This is a genomic window from Olleya sp. KKT75 (genome assembly GCF_055635485.1).
In genome coordinates this window covers 1,051,312-1,069,354 of record NZ_CM145759.1, presented here as the reverse complement: position 1 = coordinate 1,069,354, position 18,043 = coordinate 1,051,312, and the positions used below count along the sequence as shown (strand labels likewise).

The following is an 18,043-nucleotide window of genomic DNA, read 5'->3' as shown; positions in this document are numbered from 1 at the left end:
TTAATTAATTTCAATTAGTAATAAGTCTGTAAAACCTTTGTTTTCAGTAATATCTCCGTCATTGCTGCTGGATTCTCCGACTGCTATTATTTTTCCGTTATTTAATTCGGTTACACCATAAGCAAAATCGACGTTAGTACCACCAACAGTTTTTTGCCATTTTAAGTTTCCTGAGTTGTCAATTTTAAAGACCCAAGCATCATTTTGACCTTGGTTGGTAGTTAAGTCTCCCGACGCGCTTCTTGAGCTTCCACTAATAATAAAGCCATCATCGTTAGTTGTAGCGATATCGCGTCCAACATCAAAACCTTCGCCTCCGTAAGTTTTCTCCCAAAGTAATTCGCCATTAGGCGACACTTTAATTACCCATACGTCTGCAGCGCCGGAATTAGAGCTAACATCAGTATTGTCTCCTCTGGTGTCTCCAATAATTAGATAGTTTCCGTCTGTGGTATTAATCACTGCTCTAGCTTCGTCAATTTCTGTAGTTCCAAAAGATTTTTCCCATAAGGTTTCTCCTGTATTTGACGTTTTAATAATCCAAAAATCATAAGAACCTATATTGTTGCTAATGTCTGTGTCTTCGCTATCAGAAGATCCAATTATAATAAAGCTATCGTCGTTAGTTTGAATAGCGTCATATGCGGTATCCGAAAAGAAGCCCCCAAAGTATTTACTCCATTGGATGTTTCCTGTAGGGTCTAGTTTTAAAGCCCAGTAGTCGCCGCCTGCATGTTGTACTTGGTTGGATCTTGTATTACCAGCGCCTCCAGATGATGTCACATCTAAAACACCCGTTATAAAATAACCACCATCATTAGTTTGTATAATGGCGTGTCCAGTATCTATTCCAGAATAGCCATAGGTTTTTTCCCAAAGTAGGTTGCCTTGGGCGTCTAGTTTTATAATCCAAAAATCTTCTTGTCCATTGTTTGATGTAACATCACCATCAGTACTATACGTAAACCCAATTATAGCGTAGCCACCATCTTGAGTTTGGATGATGTCATGGCCTCTTTCGTCATTGGTGCCTCCAAAAGTTTTAGTCCATTCTAAAGTTAAATCTTCGTTATATTTTAAAACCCAAACATCGTAGCTTTCATCAGTCTTTGTGGTAACATCTCCATCCATGGATTGTGTGAATCCTAGAACAATACATCCACCATCTGTCGTTTTTGCTACTGCTTGACCGCTTTCGTTTTTTGATCCTCCTAGTGTTGTGGCAGTCTCTAAGTTACCTTGGGCTAATGTATTTGTGGCGGGTTCTATTTCTTCTAAGGTTTCATCTTTACAAGAGAAAAACAGGACACTAATAGCGGTTAAGGTTATAGCGACTATATTTTTTAATTTAAACATCTGTGAATTGCTTTTTCTAACTATTAAAAGGCTTTGGTTTTTATCCTCTAAGTTTTTGTCTATTTGTTGACTACTAGCTTTTTAGTAGTCGTATTGTTTATTTTTACTAAGTATAATCCATTAGATAAATGCGTTGTTGGTAAAACGATACTGTCTTGATTAATATTGTTTTTAGAAAAAAGCTTTTTACCAATCACATTATACACTTCTACAGAAGTAATAGTTTGACCTTTACTAGCTGTTAATTTTGAATTGGTTTTAGCTGGGTTTGGTACCAAACTAAATTTAGAGTCTAAGTTAAAGTCTTTGATACTTAATGGATTGTTGCTTGCTCTTACCACAAAAAGACCTCTTTCAATATCACTAATAATTATATTACCGCTCTCAAAATAAGGGTAGATACTCCAAGCACCATTAAAATTAGCACTATTGCTAGCCGGGTAAGTGTCAAAATAACCGGTTTCAGAATTGCTGTTATTAGCAGAAATAAGTGTAGGAATGTCTAATACACGCATCCCAGCTCTATAATTTGCTAAATAAAAGGTGTCGTCTTTAACATAACCATTATGGTCTATTGCTGCTATTGAAGCTTCGTAAGTAGTTGATAAAACAGGGTTGTCTAAATCTAACATATCAAACACGAAAGTACGTGTGCCAAATCCAAAATTTTGTTCGTCTGTTTCATCTCCGAAAATAAAATACCTGTGATCGTCAGTAAACCAACCTTGGTGTGCATAACCGGGATTTGGATACGTTATTTCTGAAATAAACTGAGGGTTGTTTTTATCGGTAACATCTAAAAGTACGACTCTGTCATTTGATCCACCATTGCTGGCTAATAATATTTCTCTACCTATATAACTAGAGACTCCGATTACTGTTGGACTGGTTACATTGTTATCTGTTCCGTTGTATGTAATAACTTGTGCATCGTGTGTGTAACCTTTTCCTGAATAGCTACCAACTATGGTTGGCGATAATGGCGTTGTGATATCTACAAAAACAGGTCCGCCACTGGCAGCGCCACCACAGCCTACTAAATAAGCTATGCCTTCAGACTCGTTAATTACAATATTATGGCAACTACCAATATTAATTCCGTTGTCGCCAGTAAATACTTTTACATTTCCGTCTGTTGAACTATTAGTAAAAGTTAAATCGTCATTTACACCAGATCGCAATGTAGTTAAATCAAAAATTTGCATTCCGTGACCACCAACACCATCAGCAACAATATACGCGTGATTATTATAAACTTTAATGTCTCTCCAGAAAGAGGTGTTTCCGTTTGCGGTTTCTATTCGTCCCAGAAAAACAGGGTTAATTGGGTCGCTAATATCTACAAAAGCGGTGCTGTTTGTTGTCCCGATTATGGCATATTCTTTTCCATCTAAAGGGTCCGTCCAGCCCCATAAATCACTACCTTCTTCGTTACCCAATGTTGTTGCTAATGTCGAAATTGGTATGCGCGATAACAAGTCATAGCCATTACAAGGATAGCTGGTTTCTACACCATTTATTGTTTGTGTTGCAAACCCATTAACACAAGGACTTTGTGCTAGTGTTAATTGCGTAGTACATAAAAGGAGTATAAATAGTAATTTTTTTGAAATAGACATTGGTTGAGGTATTCTTAATTTTTAATAACAAATTTAATGGAAATAGTAGCGAAATGCGTTTTTCACGTGTTAAAATGTTAAATTTTTAATAAAAATAAATTTGTTTTTTGAATATTAAGACAATTTAGAATTTTTTAGAGCTACTATTAAATTAAGCTTAGTATTTTTGCAGTATGATAGAAGATAAAAATCAACAACGTACGGACTTAAGCCAATTAGGAGAATTTGGTTTAATTGATCATTTAGCAAAGCATTTTGAGGTGACCCAACAATCTACTATTAAAGCCATTGGTGACGATGCAGCTGTAATGGAGTTTGGTGATAACAGAGTGGTTGTAAGTACAGACTTTTTAGTAGAAGGTGTACATTTTGATTTAAGCTATATGCCTTTAAAGCATTTGGGTTATAAGGCTGTAGTTGTTAATTTGTCTGATGTTTATGCTATGAATGCAGAAGCAACACAGATTACTGTATCTATTGCGGTGTCTAATCGTTTTCCTTTAGAAGCGATTGAAGAGTTGTATGCAGGAATAGAAACTGCCTGTAAAATTTATAATGTTGATTTGGTAGGAGGTGATACGACGTCATCAACCTCTGGATTAATTATTTCTGTAACAGCTATTGGTCAAGTTAAAAAAGGCGATGAGGTTTACAGAAGTGGTGCAAAACCTAACGACTTGTTAGTGGTGTCTGGAGATATAGGTGGTGCTTATTTAGGACTTCAAGTGTTAGAACGCGAAAAAGAAGTCTTTAAAGTTAACCCAAATAGTCAACCAGATTTAGATGCGTATACTTATATAATAGAGCGTCAATTAAAACCTGAAGCTAGAAAAGATATTGTAAAACTATTGCAAGAATTAGAGGTTAAGCCAACGTCTATGATTGATATTAGTGATGGTTTATCTTCAGAGATATTACATTTGTGCAAGGCAAGTAAGGTGGGTTGTGATTTATACGAAGATAAATTACCATTAGACCCTCAAGTAATCTCTACAAGTGAGGAGTTTAATATGGATAGCACAACCATTGCTTTAAGTGGAGGTGAAGATTATGAGCTATTAATGACGATCTCTCAAGAAGATTTTCCAAAAATTAAAGCGAATCCAAATTTAACCGTGATTGGTTTTATTACAGATGAAGCTTCTGGAGCACACTTAGTAACTAGAGGTGATCAAAAAATTGCATTAACAGCGCAAGGTTGGAATAGCTTTGATAAAGACTAAGACGATAGTTTTAATGGTGCATTTTTTAGTGCTTGTGTAGCAAAACGTTTTTGCTTGTTTTTGTGTATGCGCTTTAGTACATAATTAATTTCTCTATATTTTGGTGTTAACTCTGTTAAGTTTCCTTTACTATTAGTAGTCATTTCTTTTTTGCAATGACAACATTGGTATTCTTTAACGTGATAAGTAATTTTTTTACTGACCTGAAAATTGTGTCCGAATACGGAGCAGTATAATTTTCCTTTAAGAGATTGTTTTTGTGGTACTTTGTGCATGATTCGTTTTTTTGTTAGATTTTATACATTTTGTAAAAATCTGATATATAGCGTTTACCGAAAGTAGGATAAAAAACCAATTAAACGTCAAAAAGCACTATTTATTCGATGAAACGCATTATTACTTGTAGGAATTCTTCTTTGTTTTCGATGTGAGACATGTGTCCACCTTCTAAAATAGTAACCGTAACACCATTTAATTTTTCTAATTGATGCAGATCTGTTTTAGATAAAATGGGATCGTTTTTACCAGCAATAATTAGTTTTTTGCAGTTTAAATTTTCTAATGTTTTAGTTCTGTCAGTTCTAATTTTCATGCCTTCTTGTGTGGCAACGTAACCTTGAAGTGGTGTTTTTAGAGCTTCGGTTTTAATATTTTCAATAGCGTCTTCAAAACGAATTCTATTGTCTTCAAAAAATAAATTACTAATAGACATGCTAACTAAGTTTTTGTAGTTAGTCTTTGCGACTTTTAAGGCTCGGTTTCTAAGTATGATGCGTTCTTGGCTGTCTGCAAAAGGTGTCGAGTTCATTAAACACAGTCCCTCAATAGTATTCGGCTTTTTTTCGGCGAAAGCCAAAGCAACATAACCACCAAGCGAGTGGCCAACTAGCGTAGTACTTGTAATGTTTAAGTGGGTAAGTACTGCATCTACTGCATCTGCAAAGTCTTCCATGGTGTGCACGTAACCTAAAGCGTCTGTTAAACCATGTCCTAACAAATCTATAGTAATGACCTGATGTGTGCGTTCTAGATTGGTAACGGTATCCTTCCACATCGTACTGTTTTCTAAAAAACCGTGTAATAAGGTGACTGTTTTACCTTGTCCAGAAACAGAATAAGAAATGGATATACCTTTGTAAGTTAAAATCATAGCCTGCAAAGATAAGATTTGTACTGTTTTTAGTAAGTTGTTTTGATTAACTATTTACTATATTTGATTGCCTAGATTATAAACTATCAAATTATGAGATTAAAACCTTTCCTTTATACTATAGCTTTTTTTACAAGCATGACTTTGTCTGCTCAAATTGAAGAGGCTAAACTAGATCAACTTGTTGAGAGCACTTTAAAAACCTTTAACGTTCCAGGGATTTCCGTTGGTGTAATTAAAGACGGAAAAGTGGTGTATGCTAAAGGTCATGGTGTGCGCGCTATGTCTAATAAAAAAGAGATGGATAATAGCACTTTAGTTGGTGTGGCTTCTAACAGTAAAGGATTTACTTGTTTTGCATTAGCAATGCTTGTGGATCAAGGTAAGCTTAATTGGGATGATAAAGTAAGACTGCATATTCCTGAATTTAAATTAAAAGATGCTTGGGTAACGGAGCAGTTTACGGTTAGAGATTTGGTTACGCATAGAAGCGGAATGGGACTTGGTGCAGGAGATTTAATGTTTTTTCCGGAAGCCGATTTTAATGTTAGTGATGTGCTTAAAAATGTTGGTCATTTAGAAGCCGAGAGCTCTTTTAGAAGTCAATTTGCCTACAATAACAACATGTTTATTATTGCAGGAGAGGTTTTAAAACGAGTTAGTGGATTGTCTTGGGAAGAATTTATTGAAACTAAAATAATGAAACCGGTTGGGATGACTAACAGTAAAGCATCTTATAATCGTGTGACAGATAAGTCTAATATTATTGAAGCCCATACGCTTGCTGATGGTAAATTGGTTCAGATTCCGCATGATTGGAGTCCGTTAGCAAATCCAGCAGGAGGGATTATGAGTAACGTGGACGATATGTTAACTTGGGCACAGTTTTTAATGAATGATGCTGTGACTGCAGAAGGCGAGCGTTTGTTAAGTGAAAAACAATTCCATGAGCTTTGGCAATTACAGACGCCTTTAAAAGTAAGTGCTAACGATAGTTATAATTCAAACTTTAAAGGCTACGGTTTAGGTTGGTTTTTAACCGATGTAAAAGGTGGTTATAAGCAAGTATATCACACTGGTGGATTATTAGGAACGGTAACGCAATTTACTATGATTCCGGATTTAGATTTAGCAATTGTGGTATTAACTAATCAGATGAATGGGGCTGCTTTTACAACGATAACTAATACTATTAAAGATAGTTATTTAGGCTACGAAGATCGTAATTGGTTAGATAAATTAGGAAGAAACAATACCGAGTGGTATACATATAATGACAGTTTAAAAACAGTAGTTTTTGATCAAGTAGCTAAAATGAAAAACAGTGCTATTATTCCAAAAGCGGATGCTATTGTAGGAGCATATAAAGATGTATGGTTTGGAAAGGTTAGTATTACGCAAAGCGGAACTGATTTAAGGTTGCTTTCAGATAAATCTCAAACACTAAAAGGAAGTTTATTACCTTATAATGCCACAACATTTATTGTTAAATGGGATAATAGAAGTTACGATGCAGATTGCTATGTGCAATTTAGCTTTGACGAAACAGGTAAGGCAGTAAGTGCTACCTTAAAGCCTATTGCACCTGTAACAGATTTTAGCTTTGATTTTGAAGACTTAAAACTAATTAAACAAGACTAATTTTGAATAGAACAAAAGATCTTCTAATAACAAGCTTTGCTTTGTTTTCTCTGTTTTTTGGTGCAGGAAATTTATTATTACCACCGCTTTTAGGATATAATGCAGGTGAGAATTGGTTTTGGGTAACCTTAGGCTTTATTATTACAGCAGTGGCAATTCCTATTATAGGTATTTATGCGCATGCTAAATTACAAGGGACGTTATATGATTTCGGAAAAAAAGTATCTCCAACTTTTAGTTTTATTTATTGCATACTAATTTATTTAATAGCGGTTGCTATTCCGTCGCCACGTACCGCAGCAGCAACGCATGAGATAGCGATACATCCAAATTTTGGAACCTCGCCTTTATTAACAAGTAGTATATACTTTATTTTAGTGCTGATTTTTGCCTTAAACCGTTCTAAGATTTTAAATATAATAGGTAAGTATTTGACGCCTTTTATTGTTATTATTTTATTACTGGTTATTGGTATCGGATTATATTCTACACAAATGATTACTAATCCAACAACAATGGATACACCAATTGTATCTGGTATTTTGGAAGGGTATCAAACCTTTGACGCGATTGCGGCAGTAGTAGTAGGAGCCGTAATTATAATTTCTATTAATTTAAAAACAGAGGCTTCTTTTGAAGCTAAAAAGGACCTGATTAAAAAATCAGGATTAATTGCGGGTTTTGGTTTGTTTATAATTTACGCTGGTCTTATTGCGGTTGGTGCTTCTTATGGTGCAGAAATAGACATAAACAGTAGTTTAAATAGCGATATGCAACGTGCTAACTTATTAACTGGGATTAGTGTTAAAGCGCTTGGTGCTTTTGGGTATTCGGTTTTAAGTGTATTAATTGCTTTGGCATGTTTTACAACAGCTGTTGGTATTGTTACTGGAACAGCAGATTATTTTAAAGGCTTAATTAATAACTCTCAAATCGTTTATGTAGTAACTGCTACAATTGCGAGTGTCTTTGGTGTTGTGGTTGGGCAGTTAGATTTTAATACTATTATAGTGTTTGCGTTACCAGTATTATTGTTTATTTATCCTATCACAATTGTGTTAATTTTATTGAATGCCATTCCAGATAAATATGCTTCTAAATTGGTGTTTAGAGTGGTGGTTTTGTTGACTTTTATTTTTAGTATTCCTGATGTTATTGGGTTTTTAAGTCCTTCGGAAACTTTAACTAATATTATACATTATATACCTTTTGCAAAACATAGTTTAGGTTGGGTGTTGCCAGCTTGTATTGGGTTTTTATTTGCTAATGTGGTTTTAAAAAAATCAAGAACTCTAGCTGTTTAAGGGCTTTGACGGGTAAATGTCGGGTTTAAAACGGTCTAAAAATTTTATAAAATAGTTTAATGAGAGTAGATTTGCTTAAAAATATTTATATCATGAAGCAGCCAAAATTAGGTGAGAAGATCTCTCAATTAAGAAAACAAAAAGGACTAACACAGGAAGAGTTAATAGAAAAATGTAATATAAGTGTTAGAACAATTCAACGTATTGAATCAGGGGAAGTAACACCAAGAAGTTATACGCTTAAAACAATATTAAATGTATTAGATTATGACTTAAGTCAGATTCAGGACGAAGATGATCAATCTTCATCTTCAGGTAAATCTTCAGAAACTTTTAAAGCAAATTGGTTTCAAGAAAGTCAAGAGAAATATTTTGTTATAATTGCACCTTTTTTATTGTTTTCGTTTACTTATCTAACTCTTAGTATTTTTAGAATAGAAGACTTTTTTCTTAAAAATCTAGTGATATTTATTTTGATTACAGGTTTTTTTTCATATTTTACTTTTGCTTTTTCTGCAGGATATTTTGAAAGAAGAAAAAAACATATTTTAGAAAAACAGTTAGAGAATAAAGAGGTTGTTAGTGTTAGCCATAGTGTGTTGAAATTATTAGGGGTGCTAATTTTATGGTTTGCAATGTTAATTGCTAGTTTAGTGCATATTTGTTTTTTAGGTGATAGCGCTTTATGGAATTATTCTGATTTGGATTGGTCGTATATTTTAAGTGATGTTTTGACGGTTCTACTATGTGTTTACTTTCTGAATAAAATAATAACTAAAGTTTTTGTAAGAAAATTTGGATTAGTAATAGACGAGAATGGTGTTACTGACAATTGTTCTGAATTATCAGCCGGGTTTGTGTCTTGGTCTGATATTAAAAAAATAGAAGTAAGATCTTTACTTATAAACCAAAAAGCTATTATTTTAGTGTTGAAAAACCCCGAGGAATTTGTAAACAAATATGAGTCAGGATCATTAAAAGGAAGAATAGCTGATGCTAGTTATAAAAGATTTGATTCTCCAATTCAATTAAAGACAACGTACTTAGACATTAGACCTAGTCAATTATATCTAGTCTTAAATAGTAAGCTTGAAGAATATATAAAAAACGATTAATTCTTCAAGTTTTTAATAACCGAAAACGCTTTATCAACCACGTGATCTTCTACTAATACTGTAAATTCATTTGTGGTGGAAACAACTTCGTATAACGGAATGTTTTCCCAAGCCAAACGCTTAAATATTTGATAATATAGCCCTGATATTTTAGAGTTGTCTTTTGGTAATCTGATACTGATTGCGGATAAGTTTTCTTGTAATCCAATCTGTTTTTCGTTAATAAAACATTTTGATATTTTCTTGTTTTCAGAATTGGATATAATAATATTACTTTCAAAAATTCCTCGGGTAAACGCGTAGAATATATCTTTATTAGCTTCGACTTGATCTAAAATTTTGGTGTGACTTTGTATTAGGGTTTCAGAATTCTGAAATGTAAAGTCACTTAAATTTGATCGGACAGTAATATCTCCTAAATTTTGTAGCGTACTTTTTAGTTTTAAAGAATGTCGTAACGTATTTGGGGTATTGTATCTGCGTAAAGCCATCATAATAGCTCCAGATTTTACGGGTTTACGTAACATGGCGCTAATTGGTGCGTTCAACTCTTCGGCTAACGCAGAGTAGTTAATGATGCTTCTAGACAATGCTTCTTCTAAAAACGGTTGCGTTATTAATATGTCTTCTACGCAAGAGGCTATAGTTTTCATCCTGTTAACTATTTAACAATTTGTGTAAAAATAGTACAATTTTTTCATTTTTATGGCTATCTCTTAGTCTCTAAGTAATTTAGCCTTATAAAATTTAAATATTATGTTAGTACTAAAGTTTGGAGGAACATCTGTAGGGTCTATTGAAAACATGATTAATGTTAAAAACATTATTAACAATGGGCAACAAAAAGTAGTGGTTTTATCAGCAATGTCTGGGACAACTAATGCTTTAGTAAAAATTACAGATTATATAAAAAACCATAAGTCTGATGATGCTTTGATTGTTATTGATGCACTTAGAAACACGTACAACAAGACTATAAAAAAATTAATTACTAATCCGGAGTTGCATAAAGCAGTCTTTGTTTATGTTAATGATGTGTTTAATACGCTAGAATCATTGGTTAATAGATTGTATGACGACATATTATATAATCAAATTGTATCGCAAGGCGAATTGTTATCCACGTTTATTTTTAGTCACTATTTACAGCAAGAAAATATAAATGCAGTGTTGTTACCGGCTTTAGATTTTATGCGTATTGACAAATCTAACGAACCTGATAATTATTACATTCAGCAGAATTTAAACCGTATTTTAAAAGAAACAGCGCAAGCAGATATTTATATCACACAAGGTTTTATAAGTCGTGATGCTGAAGGTAATATTGCTAATTTACAACGCGGAGGAAGCGATTATACAGCAACTATAATTGGGTCTGTTTTAAAGGCGGAAGAAGTGCAAATTTGGACAGATATTGATGGTTTTCATAATAACGATCCACGTTTTGTAGATAATACAACCGCTATTTCTAATTTGTCTTTTGATGAGTCTGCAGAGTTGGCTTATTTTGGAGCTAAAATATTGCACCCGCAAACGGTTATGCCTGTGCGTGCATTGGATATTCCGGTGCGATTAAAAAACACAATGGCTCCAGAAGCACACGGTACGTTGATTACTAATCAAGTCCATGGAGAAGGGATAAAAGCAATTGCTGCAAAAGATAATATTACAGCTATAAAAATAAAATCTGCTAGAATGTTATTGGCACATGGTTTTTTAAAGAAGGTTTTTGAGATTTTTGAGCGTTACGAAACGTCCATAGATATGATTACAACATCAGAAATCGCAGTGTCTTTAACTATTGATAATACCACGCATTTAGATAGTATAGTTGAAGAGTTAGAGCGCTTTTCTGTAGTTGAGGTTGATAATTATATGAGTATTGTCTGTTTGGTTGGTCATGCCATTATATTTCATCCAGATACGCCTAATCTATTTCAGATTTTACAAGATGTTACTGTGCGTATGATTTCTTACGGCGGAAGTAATAACAACATCTCACTACTAATAAATACAAGTGATAAAAATGAAACCTTGAAAAAGCTACAGCGTTATGTTTTTGAGAGTCATACCGTTTTGGTTTAAAATGAGAAAAAGCAAGCTTTAGGGCTTGCTTTTTTTTTAAGACATGTAATATTTTGTTACAAGTTGTCGCTTTCTAATTCTATAATGTGCTCTCTACTTCCCGCTCCGTTTATGTTTTCTGCATTAATAGCTATTATGGCGTTACCCGTGTAGTCCGCATTAAATTTTATTGTTACAATTGATTTAGCAATTTCTCCATAAATAGAATTTTCTATATTCAAAATTTCGATATTGCCAGATTCTATAGTCCATAAAAACAGGGTGTTGGAGGGGTTGTCGTTTTTTGAATAAAAGGTTGAAGCAAAAGTGATGATTTCATTAGGTAGTGCGGAGTCAGTTCCGTTCAAACATATTGATACTGATGTATTATCTTCAATTTCTATTCCACAGTCACTTACGCTTTTTGTATTTTCAATTATAGGGTCTGCATCATCACTGCGGGAACAAGACATTGCTAATGTTGTAGATATAACTAGTAGTAAATAGATGGTTTTATTTCTCATAATATGTTTGTTTTTAATTAGTACGCTTTTCTTATAGTCTTAAAAAAACAAAAAGGTTGCGTCTAATTTTAATTTAAATTACAATTGTTTATTCCAAAAAAATCATAGGTTTAATAAAAACAGCATTTTTAATACAAAGAAATTATCTGAGAAAGAGCATTATAATTGGTTTAATGAAACTATTTTTTTTAAGACAATTTTTTCAAAGCTTCAATTATTTCATCTGGTTCAGATCGCGTTCGGTAATCTACATTAACATAGTTCCATTTAACTATTCCGTCCTTTGCTATTATAAAGGTGGCAGGAATTGGAAGTATGCTGCTATTACCATTGTTAATTTTTTTCAAATCAAGATTTCGATCTACACGCATATGCTCCATTAAAAATTCTGGGACTTCCCAAGCAACACCATATTGTGTGGCAATTCTAGCATCTTGGTCAGACAATACAATAAATTCCATGTCATTAATTTCATTTTTTGTCAATGATCCGTCTGGCACTTCAGGGCTAATAGCTACTAAAGTTGCGCCTAAAGCTTTAATGGTACTTAATTTAGCTTGCAAAGCTCTAAGTTGTAAGTTGCAATACGGGCACCAACTACCACGATAAAAGGTAATAACAACCGGACCTTTATCTAGTAAGTTTGCCAGGCTTACTTCTTGTCCTTCAGGATTTGGCAACTTAAAATCAGGAGCTTTATGCCCAACTTTTATTGCGTTTTTTCCGTCTTCAAAGTCTTTTGCTTTACTAATAATAGCATCAACACCTTTCATGAATTCGGGATTATTTTGTCTGCCTGATGCAATTTTAGCATCAGTTTGTTCTTTAAGTGTTTTCATTTGTTTTGTCTGTTTATAAAAACTAGGTGTTAGTGTAATAAAGAAAAGCGAACCTTGCGCTCGCTTTTCTTTATAAAAATTACAACTTTTACTTATTCATTATATCCTCAATTTCCTCAATTTCAATAGGGATGTCTCTCATTAAATTAAAAGGAGCTCCAGATTTTTGGATAACCACATCGTCTTCTAATCTAATACCAAAACCTTCTGCCGGAATGTAGATTCCAGGTTCTACTGTAAATACATTGTTAGCTTGCATTGGCTCAGTTAAAATACCATAATCATGCGTGTCTAATCCCATATGGTGAGAGGTTCCGTGCATGAAGTATTTTTTATAAGCAGGCCAGTCTGGATTTTCATTTTGCACATCTGCTTTGTCAAGTAAGCCTAGACCTAAAAGTTCGCTAGTCATTAATTTACCAACTTCAATATGGTAATCTGCCCAAATAGTTCCGGGAACTAGTAGTTTAGTTGCTTCATTTTTTACTCTTAAAACAGCATTGTAAACCGCTTTTTGTCTGTCGTTATATTTACCAGAGACAGGAATAGTACGTGTCATATCACTTGCGTAATTGGCATATTTTGCTCCTGCATCAATCAATATTAAATCTCCAGCTTTACATTCTTGGTTGTTTTCTATATAGTGCAATACGTTGGCGTTGTTTCCAGAACCAATAATTGGCGTGTAAGCAAAACCATCAGAGCGGTTGTTTAAAAACTCATGCATAAACTCGGCTTCAATATTATATTCCATAACGCCGGGTTTTACAAAACTTAACACACGTCTAAAACCTTTATTTGTTATATCGCAAGCCGTTTGGATTAAGTCTAATTCTATTTGGTCTTTTACAGATCTTAAACGTTGTAAAATAGGATTACTCTTAGCAACGGTATGTGCTGGGTATTTATTTCTGATCCAAGTTGTAAAACGGTCTTCTCTTGTCTCCGTTTCTACGTTAGCTCTGTAATGCTCGTTTGTGTTGATGTAAACTGTTTCGGCTTGTGTCATCATTTCAAACACTACTTTTTCTAAGTCTTGTAACCAGTAAACTGTTTTAATTCCGCTAGTTGTTAATGCAGCGTCTTTAGTTAATTTTTCGCCTTCCCAAACAGCAATATGTGCGTTAGTTTCTTTTAAAAATAAAACTTCTCTGTTTTTAGGATTTGGACAGTCCGGAAATAAAACTAAAATACTTTCTTCTTGATCAACACCACTTAAATAAAAGATATCACGGTGTTGCTCAAAAGGTAAAGTGCTATCTGCACTAACTGGGTAAATATCATTTGAGTTAAAAAAAGCAATACTTTTCGGCTTCATTTGAGACGCAAAGTTTTTACGGTTTTTTACAAAAAGTGAGGCGTCTATTTTATGGTATTTCATAATAGGATAAGATTATTTTTTATTTCGACGTAAGTCAAAATAGTATAGATATTTTATAATTATTTTTTTCCGTCAAGCGGAAAGTATAAGTAGTCGTAAAAGTAATAACTTTAAGAGAGATAACTTATAAATGTTTCTTAAAATCTGGTGCGTTTTGGGTTTTTACTTTGGCAATATTACTTTTATCAGTATCTTCAAAACTTATAATAATCAACCATGAAACTAAGATTTATATTATCCCTATTTATTGTTTGTTCGGTTAGCGCGCAACAAGATTTACTAACTCAAAAAGCACTATTGCAAACCAACTCAATAGTTAAAAATGTAGCGTTCCAAAACATTGGGCCAACGGTTATGAGTGGGCGTGTTGTGGATTTAGCAGTAAACCCCGAAGACCCTACGGAGTTTTATGTTGGGTATGCTTCTGGTGGTGTTTGGCATACAACTAATAATGGGACGACGTTTGTGCCTATTTTAGATAGTTCTCAAACACAAAATGTGGGTGATATTGCAGTGCATTGGCAATCTAAAACTATATGGGTTGGTACGGGAGAGAATAATGCGTCTAGATCTTCATATTCTGGTGTCGGGATGTTAAAATCTACAGATAACGGAAAAACGTGGCAGCATGTTGGGTTGTCAAATTCGCAGCATATTGGTCGTATTTTAATTAATCCAAATAATGTTAACGAAGTAACGGTTGGTGTAACGGGTGCTTTGTATTCTAGCTCTGAAGATAGAGGGGTTTATAAAACTAAAGATGGCGGTGATACTTGGACTAAGACGTTATATGTTGATGATGTCAGTGGGATTATTGACATGCAGCATGTTTCTGGCGATTATAACACCATGTTTGCAACCTCATGGACTAAGGATAGAAAAGCGTGGAACTTTGATGGAAGCGGAAATAACTCAGCAATCTATAAAAGTACAGACGCAGGAGAGTCTTGGGTAAGAGTGTCTACAAAAAACAGTGGGTTTCCTACAGGTGATGGTGTTGGTAGAATTGGATTGGCTATTTACGATAATAATATTATTTATGCGATTCATGATAGCCAATTTAGAAGACCGTCAAGCGGAAATAAAACAAATACAAGAGGTCTACAAAAGAACGATTTTAAAACCATGACTACGTATGAGTTTTTAAGTTTAGAAGATAAGAAACTGAACAGTTTTTTGAAGACCAATGGGTTTCAAGAAAAGTACAGAGCCGAAAATGTAAAACAAATGGTGCGTAGCGGAAACGTGAAACCAATTGATTTAGCACATTATTTAGAGGATGCCAATTCTATGTTGTTTGATACGCCGGTTATTGGAGCGGAGGTTTATAAAAGTATAGATGGTGGTAAAACATGGTCTAAAACACATACCGATTATCTGGATGATTTGTACTATAGTTATGGTTACTATTTTGGGCATGTTTATGTGTCTCCTGCAGATCAAAATGATATTTATGTGTATGGTGTGCCTATTTTAAAATCTAAAGATGGTGGAAAAACATTTACGTCTATAAGTGCAGAAAATGTGCATGCAGATCATCACGCGCTTTGGATAAATCCTAAAAACCCTGATCATTTAATTAATGGTAATGATGGTGGTGTTAATATAACTTACGATGATGGTGTTAATTGGATAAAAAATAATTCGCCTTCTGTTGGACAATTTTATGCTATAAATGTGGACAATCAAAAACCATATCGTGTGTATGGCGGTTTGCAGGATAATGGTGTTTGGGTTGGTGCAAATAATGCTCCGGAAGACAAGAGTTGGCATCAAAGTGGAGAGTATCCATGGAGAAGTATAATGGGAGGTGATGGTATGCAAATTGAGATTGATAATCGTAACCCAGACATTGTTTACACGGGATACCAATTTGGTAATTATTTTAGATTAAATAGGGATACGGGAGAACAAACATACATCCAACCAAAGCATGAGTTAGGAGAAAAGCCATACCGTTTTAATTGGCAAACACCAATACATTTATCACGTCATAATCAGGATATTTTATATTTAGGTGGTAATAAGTTGATGCGATCTTTAGATCAGGGTAATACTTGGAAAGCGATAAGTAAAGACTTAACACAAGGTGGAAAAAAAGGAAATGTAGCTTACGGTACAATCGCGACTATAAGCGAGTCCCCTTTTGAGTTTGGTTTAATGTACGTGGGTAGTGATGATGGGTTAATACATGTTACAAAAAATCAAGGCGCAACATGGGAAAACATCTCCGGTAATTTGCCTAATGATTTATGGGTGACACGTGTCGTGGCTTCTAAGCATAAAAAAGAACGTGTTTATGCGACATTAAATGGTTATAGATTTGACGATTTTGCAACGTATGTGTACATGAGCGATGATTATGGTCAAACTTGGAAGTCAATAAGTGCTAACATTCCTACTTCGCCAGTAAATGTGATTGTAGAGGATCAAGTTAAAGACAATATTCTATATTTAGGAACTGATAACGGGGCTTATGTAAGTTTTAATAATGGAGGGCAATGGGAAGCGTTTTCTAAAAACTTGCCTGCTGTCGCTGTTCATGATATTAAAATGCACAAAGAAAGTAACGATTTGTTGTTAGGTACGCACGGACGTGGAATTTATAAAACAAACGTGGCTGCTTTGCAAAAGTTTGATTCTCAAATGACTCAAAATAGTAAAATGACCATTTTTGATTTGGATGCCATTAGATATTATTCACGTTGGGGCAACTCTTGGAGTAAATGGATGCGACCGTTTGAACCAAGCACAACAATTCAAGTGTTTAGTGATGTCTCTGGTAACAAAGAAGTTGAGGTCTTGACGGAAAGCGGTAAGGAAGTGCAACGTTTTTCTGTAATGCTAAATAAAGGGTTTAATTTTATTGATTACGATCTGACGATTAATGAAAAAGGAAGAAAATTTTTAATGAAAGAAAATACGGCTATTGATATTAATAAAGCTAAAAATGGCAAATACTATCTGGTTAAAGGACAATATAAAATTAAAATTGAAGGTGTAGAAAAAAACTTTGAAGTAGAGTAGCGGGTTGTTACTTAAACCCATTCTAAATAGTACAAAAAAGTTTTAAAATTTGTTAGTATATCGCTTGTGGCTTATCTTTGTATAACAAATAATTAACTTCAACTATAATGAGCGGAATTTTAAATTCTTCAATAGGAAGAAAGTTTGCGATGGCACTTTCAGCATTCTTTCTAATGTTTTTTTTACTTCAACATTTTTCAATAAACATACTATCGGTATTTAGTCCAGATACTTTTAACGAGGTATCTCACTTTATGGGAACTTTTCCGTTAGTGCAATATGTATTACAACCTGTATTAATTTTTGGTGTTGTGTTTCACTTTGTAATGGGATTTGTTTTAGAAATTAAAAACAACAAAGCAAGACAAATTAGTTATGCAAAAAACAATGGAGGAGCAAATTCTTCTTGGATGAGCAGAAACATGATTTGGAGTGGTGCTGCAATTTTAGCATTTGTTTGCCTTCACTTTTACGATTTCTGGTTTCCAGAATTAAACACCAAATTTATTGTTGGTGACATGTCAGGTCTTATGGATCCAAACAATGCAGAAAGTGGGTTTAGATACTACGAAGAGCTACAACACAAATTTGTAGATTTATGGAGAGTAGCACTTTATGTGATTGCTTTTGTATTCTTAGCACTACACTTATTACACGGTTTTGATTCGGCTTTTCAGTCTGTTGGAGCAAATAACAAATACACAAAAGGATTAAAAAGATTTAGTAAAATCTACGCAATCGGGATTCCATTAGGATTCATTTTTATTGCTGTTTTTCACTTTTTAAACCACTAAAAAATA

The 18,043-nt window shown here is 33.9% G+C and carries 15 protein-coding genes; 7 read left to right on the top strand and 8 right to left on the bottom strand.

The features are described 5' to 3' along the window. Complete coding sequence (locus ACZ2G2_RS04780; protein ID WP_470394270.1) at positions 1-1,356, bottom strand: hypothetical protein; 1,356 nt, start codon at positions 1,354-1,356, stop codon at positions 1-3. A 59-nt stretch (positions 1,357-1,415) separates the two neighbouring features. Then, positions 1,416-2,975, bottom strand: coding sequence for a choice-of-anchor B family protein (locus ACZ2G2_RS04775; protein WP_470394268.1), 1,560 nt, complete (start codon positions 2,973-2,975; stop codon positions 1,416-1,418). A 173-nt stretch (positions 2,976-3,148) separates the two neighbouring features. Between ACZ2G2_RS04775 and thiL the strand changes: the two genes are divergently transcribed. Beyond that, on the top strand, positions 3,149-4,198 hold the full coding sequence (gene thiL, locus ACZ2G2_RS04770) for a thiamine-phosphate kinase (RefSeq protein ID WP_101203623.1): 1,050 nt from the start codon (positions 3,149-3,151) through the stop codon (positions 4,196-4,198). On the opposite strand, the gene ACZ2G2_RS04765 is transcribed toward thiL, so the two are convergent. Both ACZ2G2_RS04765 and ACZ2G2_RS04760 read right to left on the bottom strand, forming a co-directional pair. Next, entirely contained in the window at positions 4,195-4,473 is a 279-nt protein-coding gene (locus tag ACZ2G2_RS04765) for a hypothetical protein (RefSeq protein WP_470394267.1), read from the bottom strand. The two genes, thiL and ACZ2G2_RS04765, sit on opposite strands and share 4 nt — an antisense overlap. A 101-nt stretch (positions 4,474-4,574) precedes the next feature. After that, complete coding sequence (locus ACZ2G2_RS04760; RefSeq protein ID WP_470394266.1) at positions 4,575-5,348, bottom strand: alpha/beta fold hydrolase; 774 nt, start codon at positions 5,346-5,348, stop codon at positions 4,575-4,577. A gap of 93 nt (positions 5,349-5,441) precedes the next feature. Here ACZ2G2_RS04760 and ACZ2G2_RS04755 point away from each other — a divergent pair, with 93 nt between their 5' ends. The 3 genes from ACZ2G2_RS04755 (at position 5,442) to ACZ2G2_RS04745 (ending at position 9,408) form a co-directional block, all read left to right on the top strand. After that, a complete protein-coding gene (locus ACZ2G2_RS04755) occupies positions 5,442-6,989 on the top strand; it encodes a serine hydrolase (RefSeq protein ID WP_470394265.1) in 1,548 nt (515 codons plus the stop codon). Between the two features lie 2 nt (positions 6,990-6,991). Next, positions 6,992-8,293, top strand: coding sequence for a branched-chain amino acid transport system II carrier protein (gene brnQ, locus ACZ2G2_RS04750; RefSeq protein ID WP_470394264.1), 1,302 nt, complete (start codon positions 6,992-6,994; stop codon positions 8,291-8,293). A 92-nt stretch (positions 8,294-8,385) separates the two neighbouring features. Continuing rightward, entirely contained in the window at positions 8,386-9,408 is a 1,023-nt protein-coding gene (locus tag ACZ2G2_RS04745) for an STM3941 family protein (protein WP_470394263.1), read from the top strand. Here ACZ2G2_RS04745 and ACZ2G2_RS04740 read toward each other — a convergent pair. Beyond that, a complete protein-coding gene (locus ACZ2G2_RS04740) occupies positions 9,405-10,061 on the bottom strand; it encodes a hypothetical protein (protein WP_470394262.1) in 657 nt (218 codons plus the stop codon). The genes ACZ2G2_RS04745 and ACZ2G2_RS04740 overlap by 4 nt on opposite strands. Before the next feature lie 103 nt (positions 10,062-10,164). Between ACZ2G2_RS04740 and ACZ2G2_RS04735 the strand changes: the two genes are divergently transcribed. Beyond that, a complete protein-coding gene (locus ACZ2G2_RS04735) occupies positions 10,165-11,493 on the top strand; it encodes an aspartate kinase (protein ID WP_470394261.1) in 1,329 nt (442 codons plus the stop codon). A 56-nt stretch (positions 11,494-11,549) separates the two neighbouring features. On the opposite strand, the gene ACZ2G2_RS04730 is transcribed toward ACZ2G2_RS04735, so the two are convergent. The 3 genes from ACZ2G2_RS04730 to ACZ2G2_RS04720 all read right to left on the bottom strand — a co-directional run bounded on the left by ACZ2G2_RS04730 (position 11,550) and on the right by ACZ2G2_RS04720 (position 14,216). Continuing rightward, on the bottom strand, positions 11,550-11,996 hold the full coding sequence (locus ACZ2G2_RS04730) for a hypothetical protein (RefSeq protein ID WP_470394260.1): 447 nt from the start codon (positions 11,994-11,996) through the stop codon (positions 11,550-11,552). 188 nt (positions 11,997-12,184) lie between these two features. Further along, positions 12,185-12,835: a peroxiredoxin-like family protein gene (locus ACZ2G2_RS04725; protein ID WP_470394259.1), complete on the bottom strand. Its 651-nt coding sequence runs from the start codon at positions 12,833-12,835 to the stop codon at positions 12,185-12,187. 88 nt (positions 12,836-12,923) lie between these two features. Next, a complete protein-coding gene (locus tag ACZ2G2_RS04720; protein WP_470394258.1) occupies positions 12,924-14,216 on the bottom strand; it encodes an aminopeptidase P family protein in 1,293 nt (430 codons plus the stop codon). Between the two features lie 216 nt (positions 14,217-14,432). Here ACZ2G2_RS04720 and ACZ2G2_RS04715 point away from each other — a divergent pair, with 216 nt between their 5' ends. Then, positions 14,433-17,243 carry a WD40/YVTN/BNR-like repeat-containing protein gene (locus ACZ2G2_RS04715; protein WP_470394256.1) on the top strand — a complete coding sequence of 937 codons (2,811 nt, stop codon included), beginning with the start codon at positions 14,433-14,435 and terminating at the stop codon, positions 17,241-17,243. A gap of 107 nt (positions 17,244-17,350) precedes the next feature. Continuing rightward, positions 17,351-18,037 (top strand): succinate dehydrogenase cytochrome b subunit, encoded by a 687-nt coding sequence (locus ACZ2G2_RS04710; protein ID WP_272023721.1) that lies wholly within the window; start codon positions 17,351-17,353, stop codon positions 18,035-18,037. Positions 18,038-18,043 lie beyond the last annotated feature (6 nt).

Bases quoted from the DNA above. Each gene is read 5' to 3' on its own strand.
- thiL (WP_101203623.1), top strand. From the start codon at position 3,149: ATGATAGAAGATAAAAATCAACAACGTACGGACTTAAGCCAATTAGGA.
- ACZ2G2_RS04710 (WP_272023721.1), top strand. From the start codon at position 17,351: ATGAGCGGAATTTTAAATTCTTCAATAGGAAGAAAGTTTGCGATGGCA.
- ACZ2G2_RS04765 (WP_470394267.1), bottom strand. From the start codon at position 4,473: ATGCACAAAGTACCACAAAAACAATCTCTTAAAGGAAAATTATACTGC.
- ACZ2G2_RS04745 (WP_470394263.1), top strand. From the start codon at position 8,386: ATGAAGCAGCCAAAATTAGGTGAGAAGATCTCTCAATTAAGAAAACAA.
- ACZ2G2_RS04760 (WP_470394266.1), bottom strand. From the start codon at position 5,348: ATGATTTTAACTTACAAAGGTATATCCATTTCTTATTCTGTTTCTGGA.
- ACZ2G2_RS04720 (WP_470394258.1), bottom strand. From the start codon at position 14,216: ATGAAATACCATAAAATAGACGCCTCACTTTTTGTAAAAAACCGTAAA.
- ACZ2G2_RS04735 (WP_470394261.1), top strand. From the start codon at position 10,165: ATGTTAGTACTAAAGTTTGGAGGAACATCTGTAGGGTCTATTGAAAAC.
- ACZ2G2_RS04775 (WP_470394268.1), bottom strand. From the start codon at position 2,975: ATGTCTATTTCAAAAAAATTACTATTTATACTCCTTTTATGTACTACG.
- ACZ2G2_RS04715 (WP_470394256.1), top strand. From the start codon at position 14,433: ATGAAACTAAGATTTATATTATCCCTATTTATTGTTTGTTCGGTTAGC.
- ACZ2G2_RS04755 (WP_470394265.1), top strand. From the start codon at position 5,442: ATGAGATTAAAACCTTTCCTTTATACTATAGCTTTTTTTACAAGCATG.
- ACZ2G2_RS04730 (WP_470394260.1), bottom strand. From the start codon at position 11,996: ATGAGAAATAAAACCATCTATTTACTACTAGTTATATCTACAACATTA.
- ACZ2G2_RS04780 (WP_470394270.1), bottom strand. From the start codon at position 1,356: ATGTTTAAATTAAAAAATATAGTCGCTATAACCTTAACCGCTATTAGT.
- ACZ2G2_RS04740 (WP_470394262.1), bottom strand. From the start codon at position 10,061: ATGAAAACTATAGCCTCTTGCGTAGAAGACATATTAATAACGCAACCG.
- ACZ2G2_RS04725 (WP_470394259.1), bottom strand. From the start codon at position 12,835: ATGAAAACACTTAAAGAACAAACTGATGCTAAAATTGCATCAGGCAGA.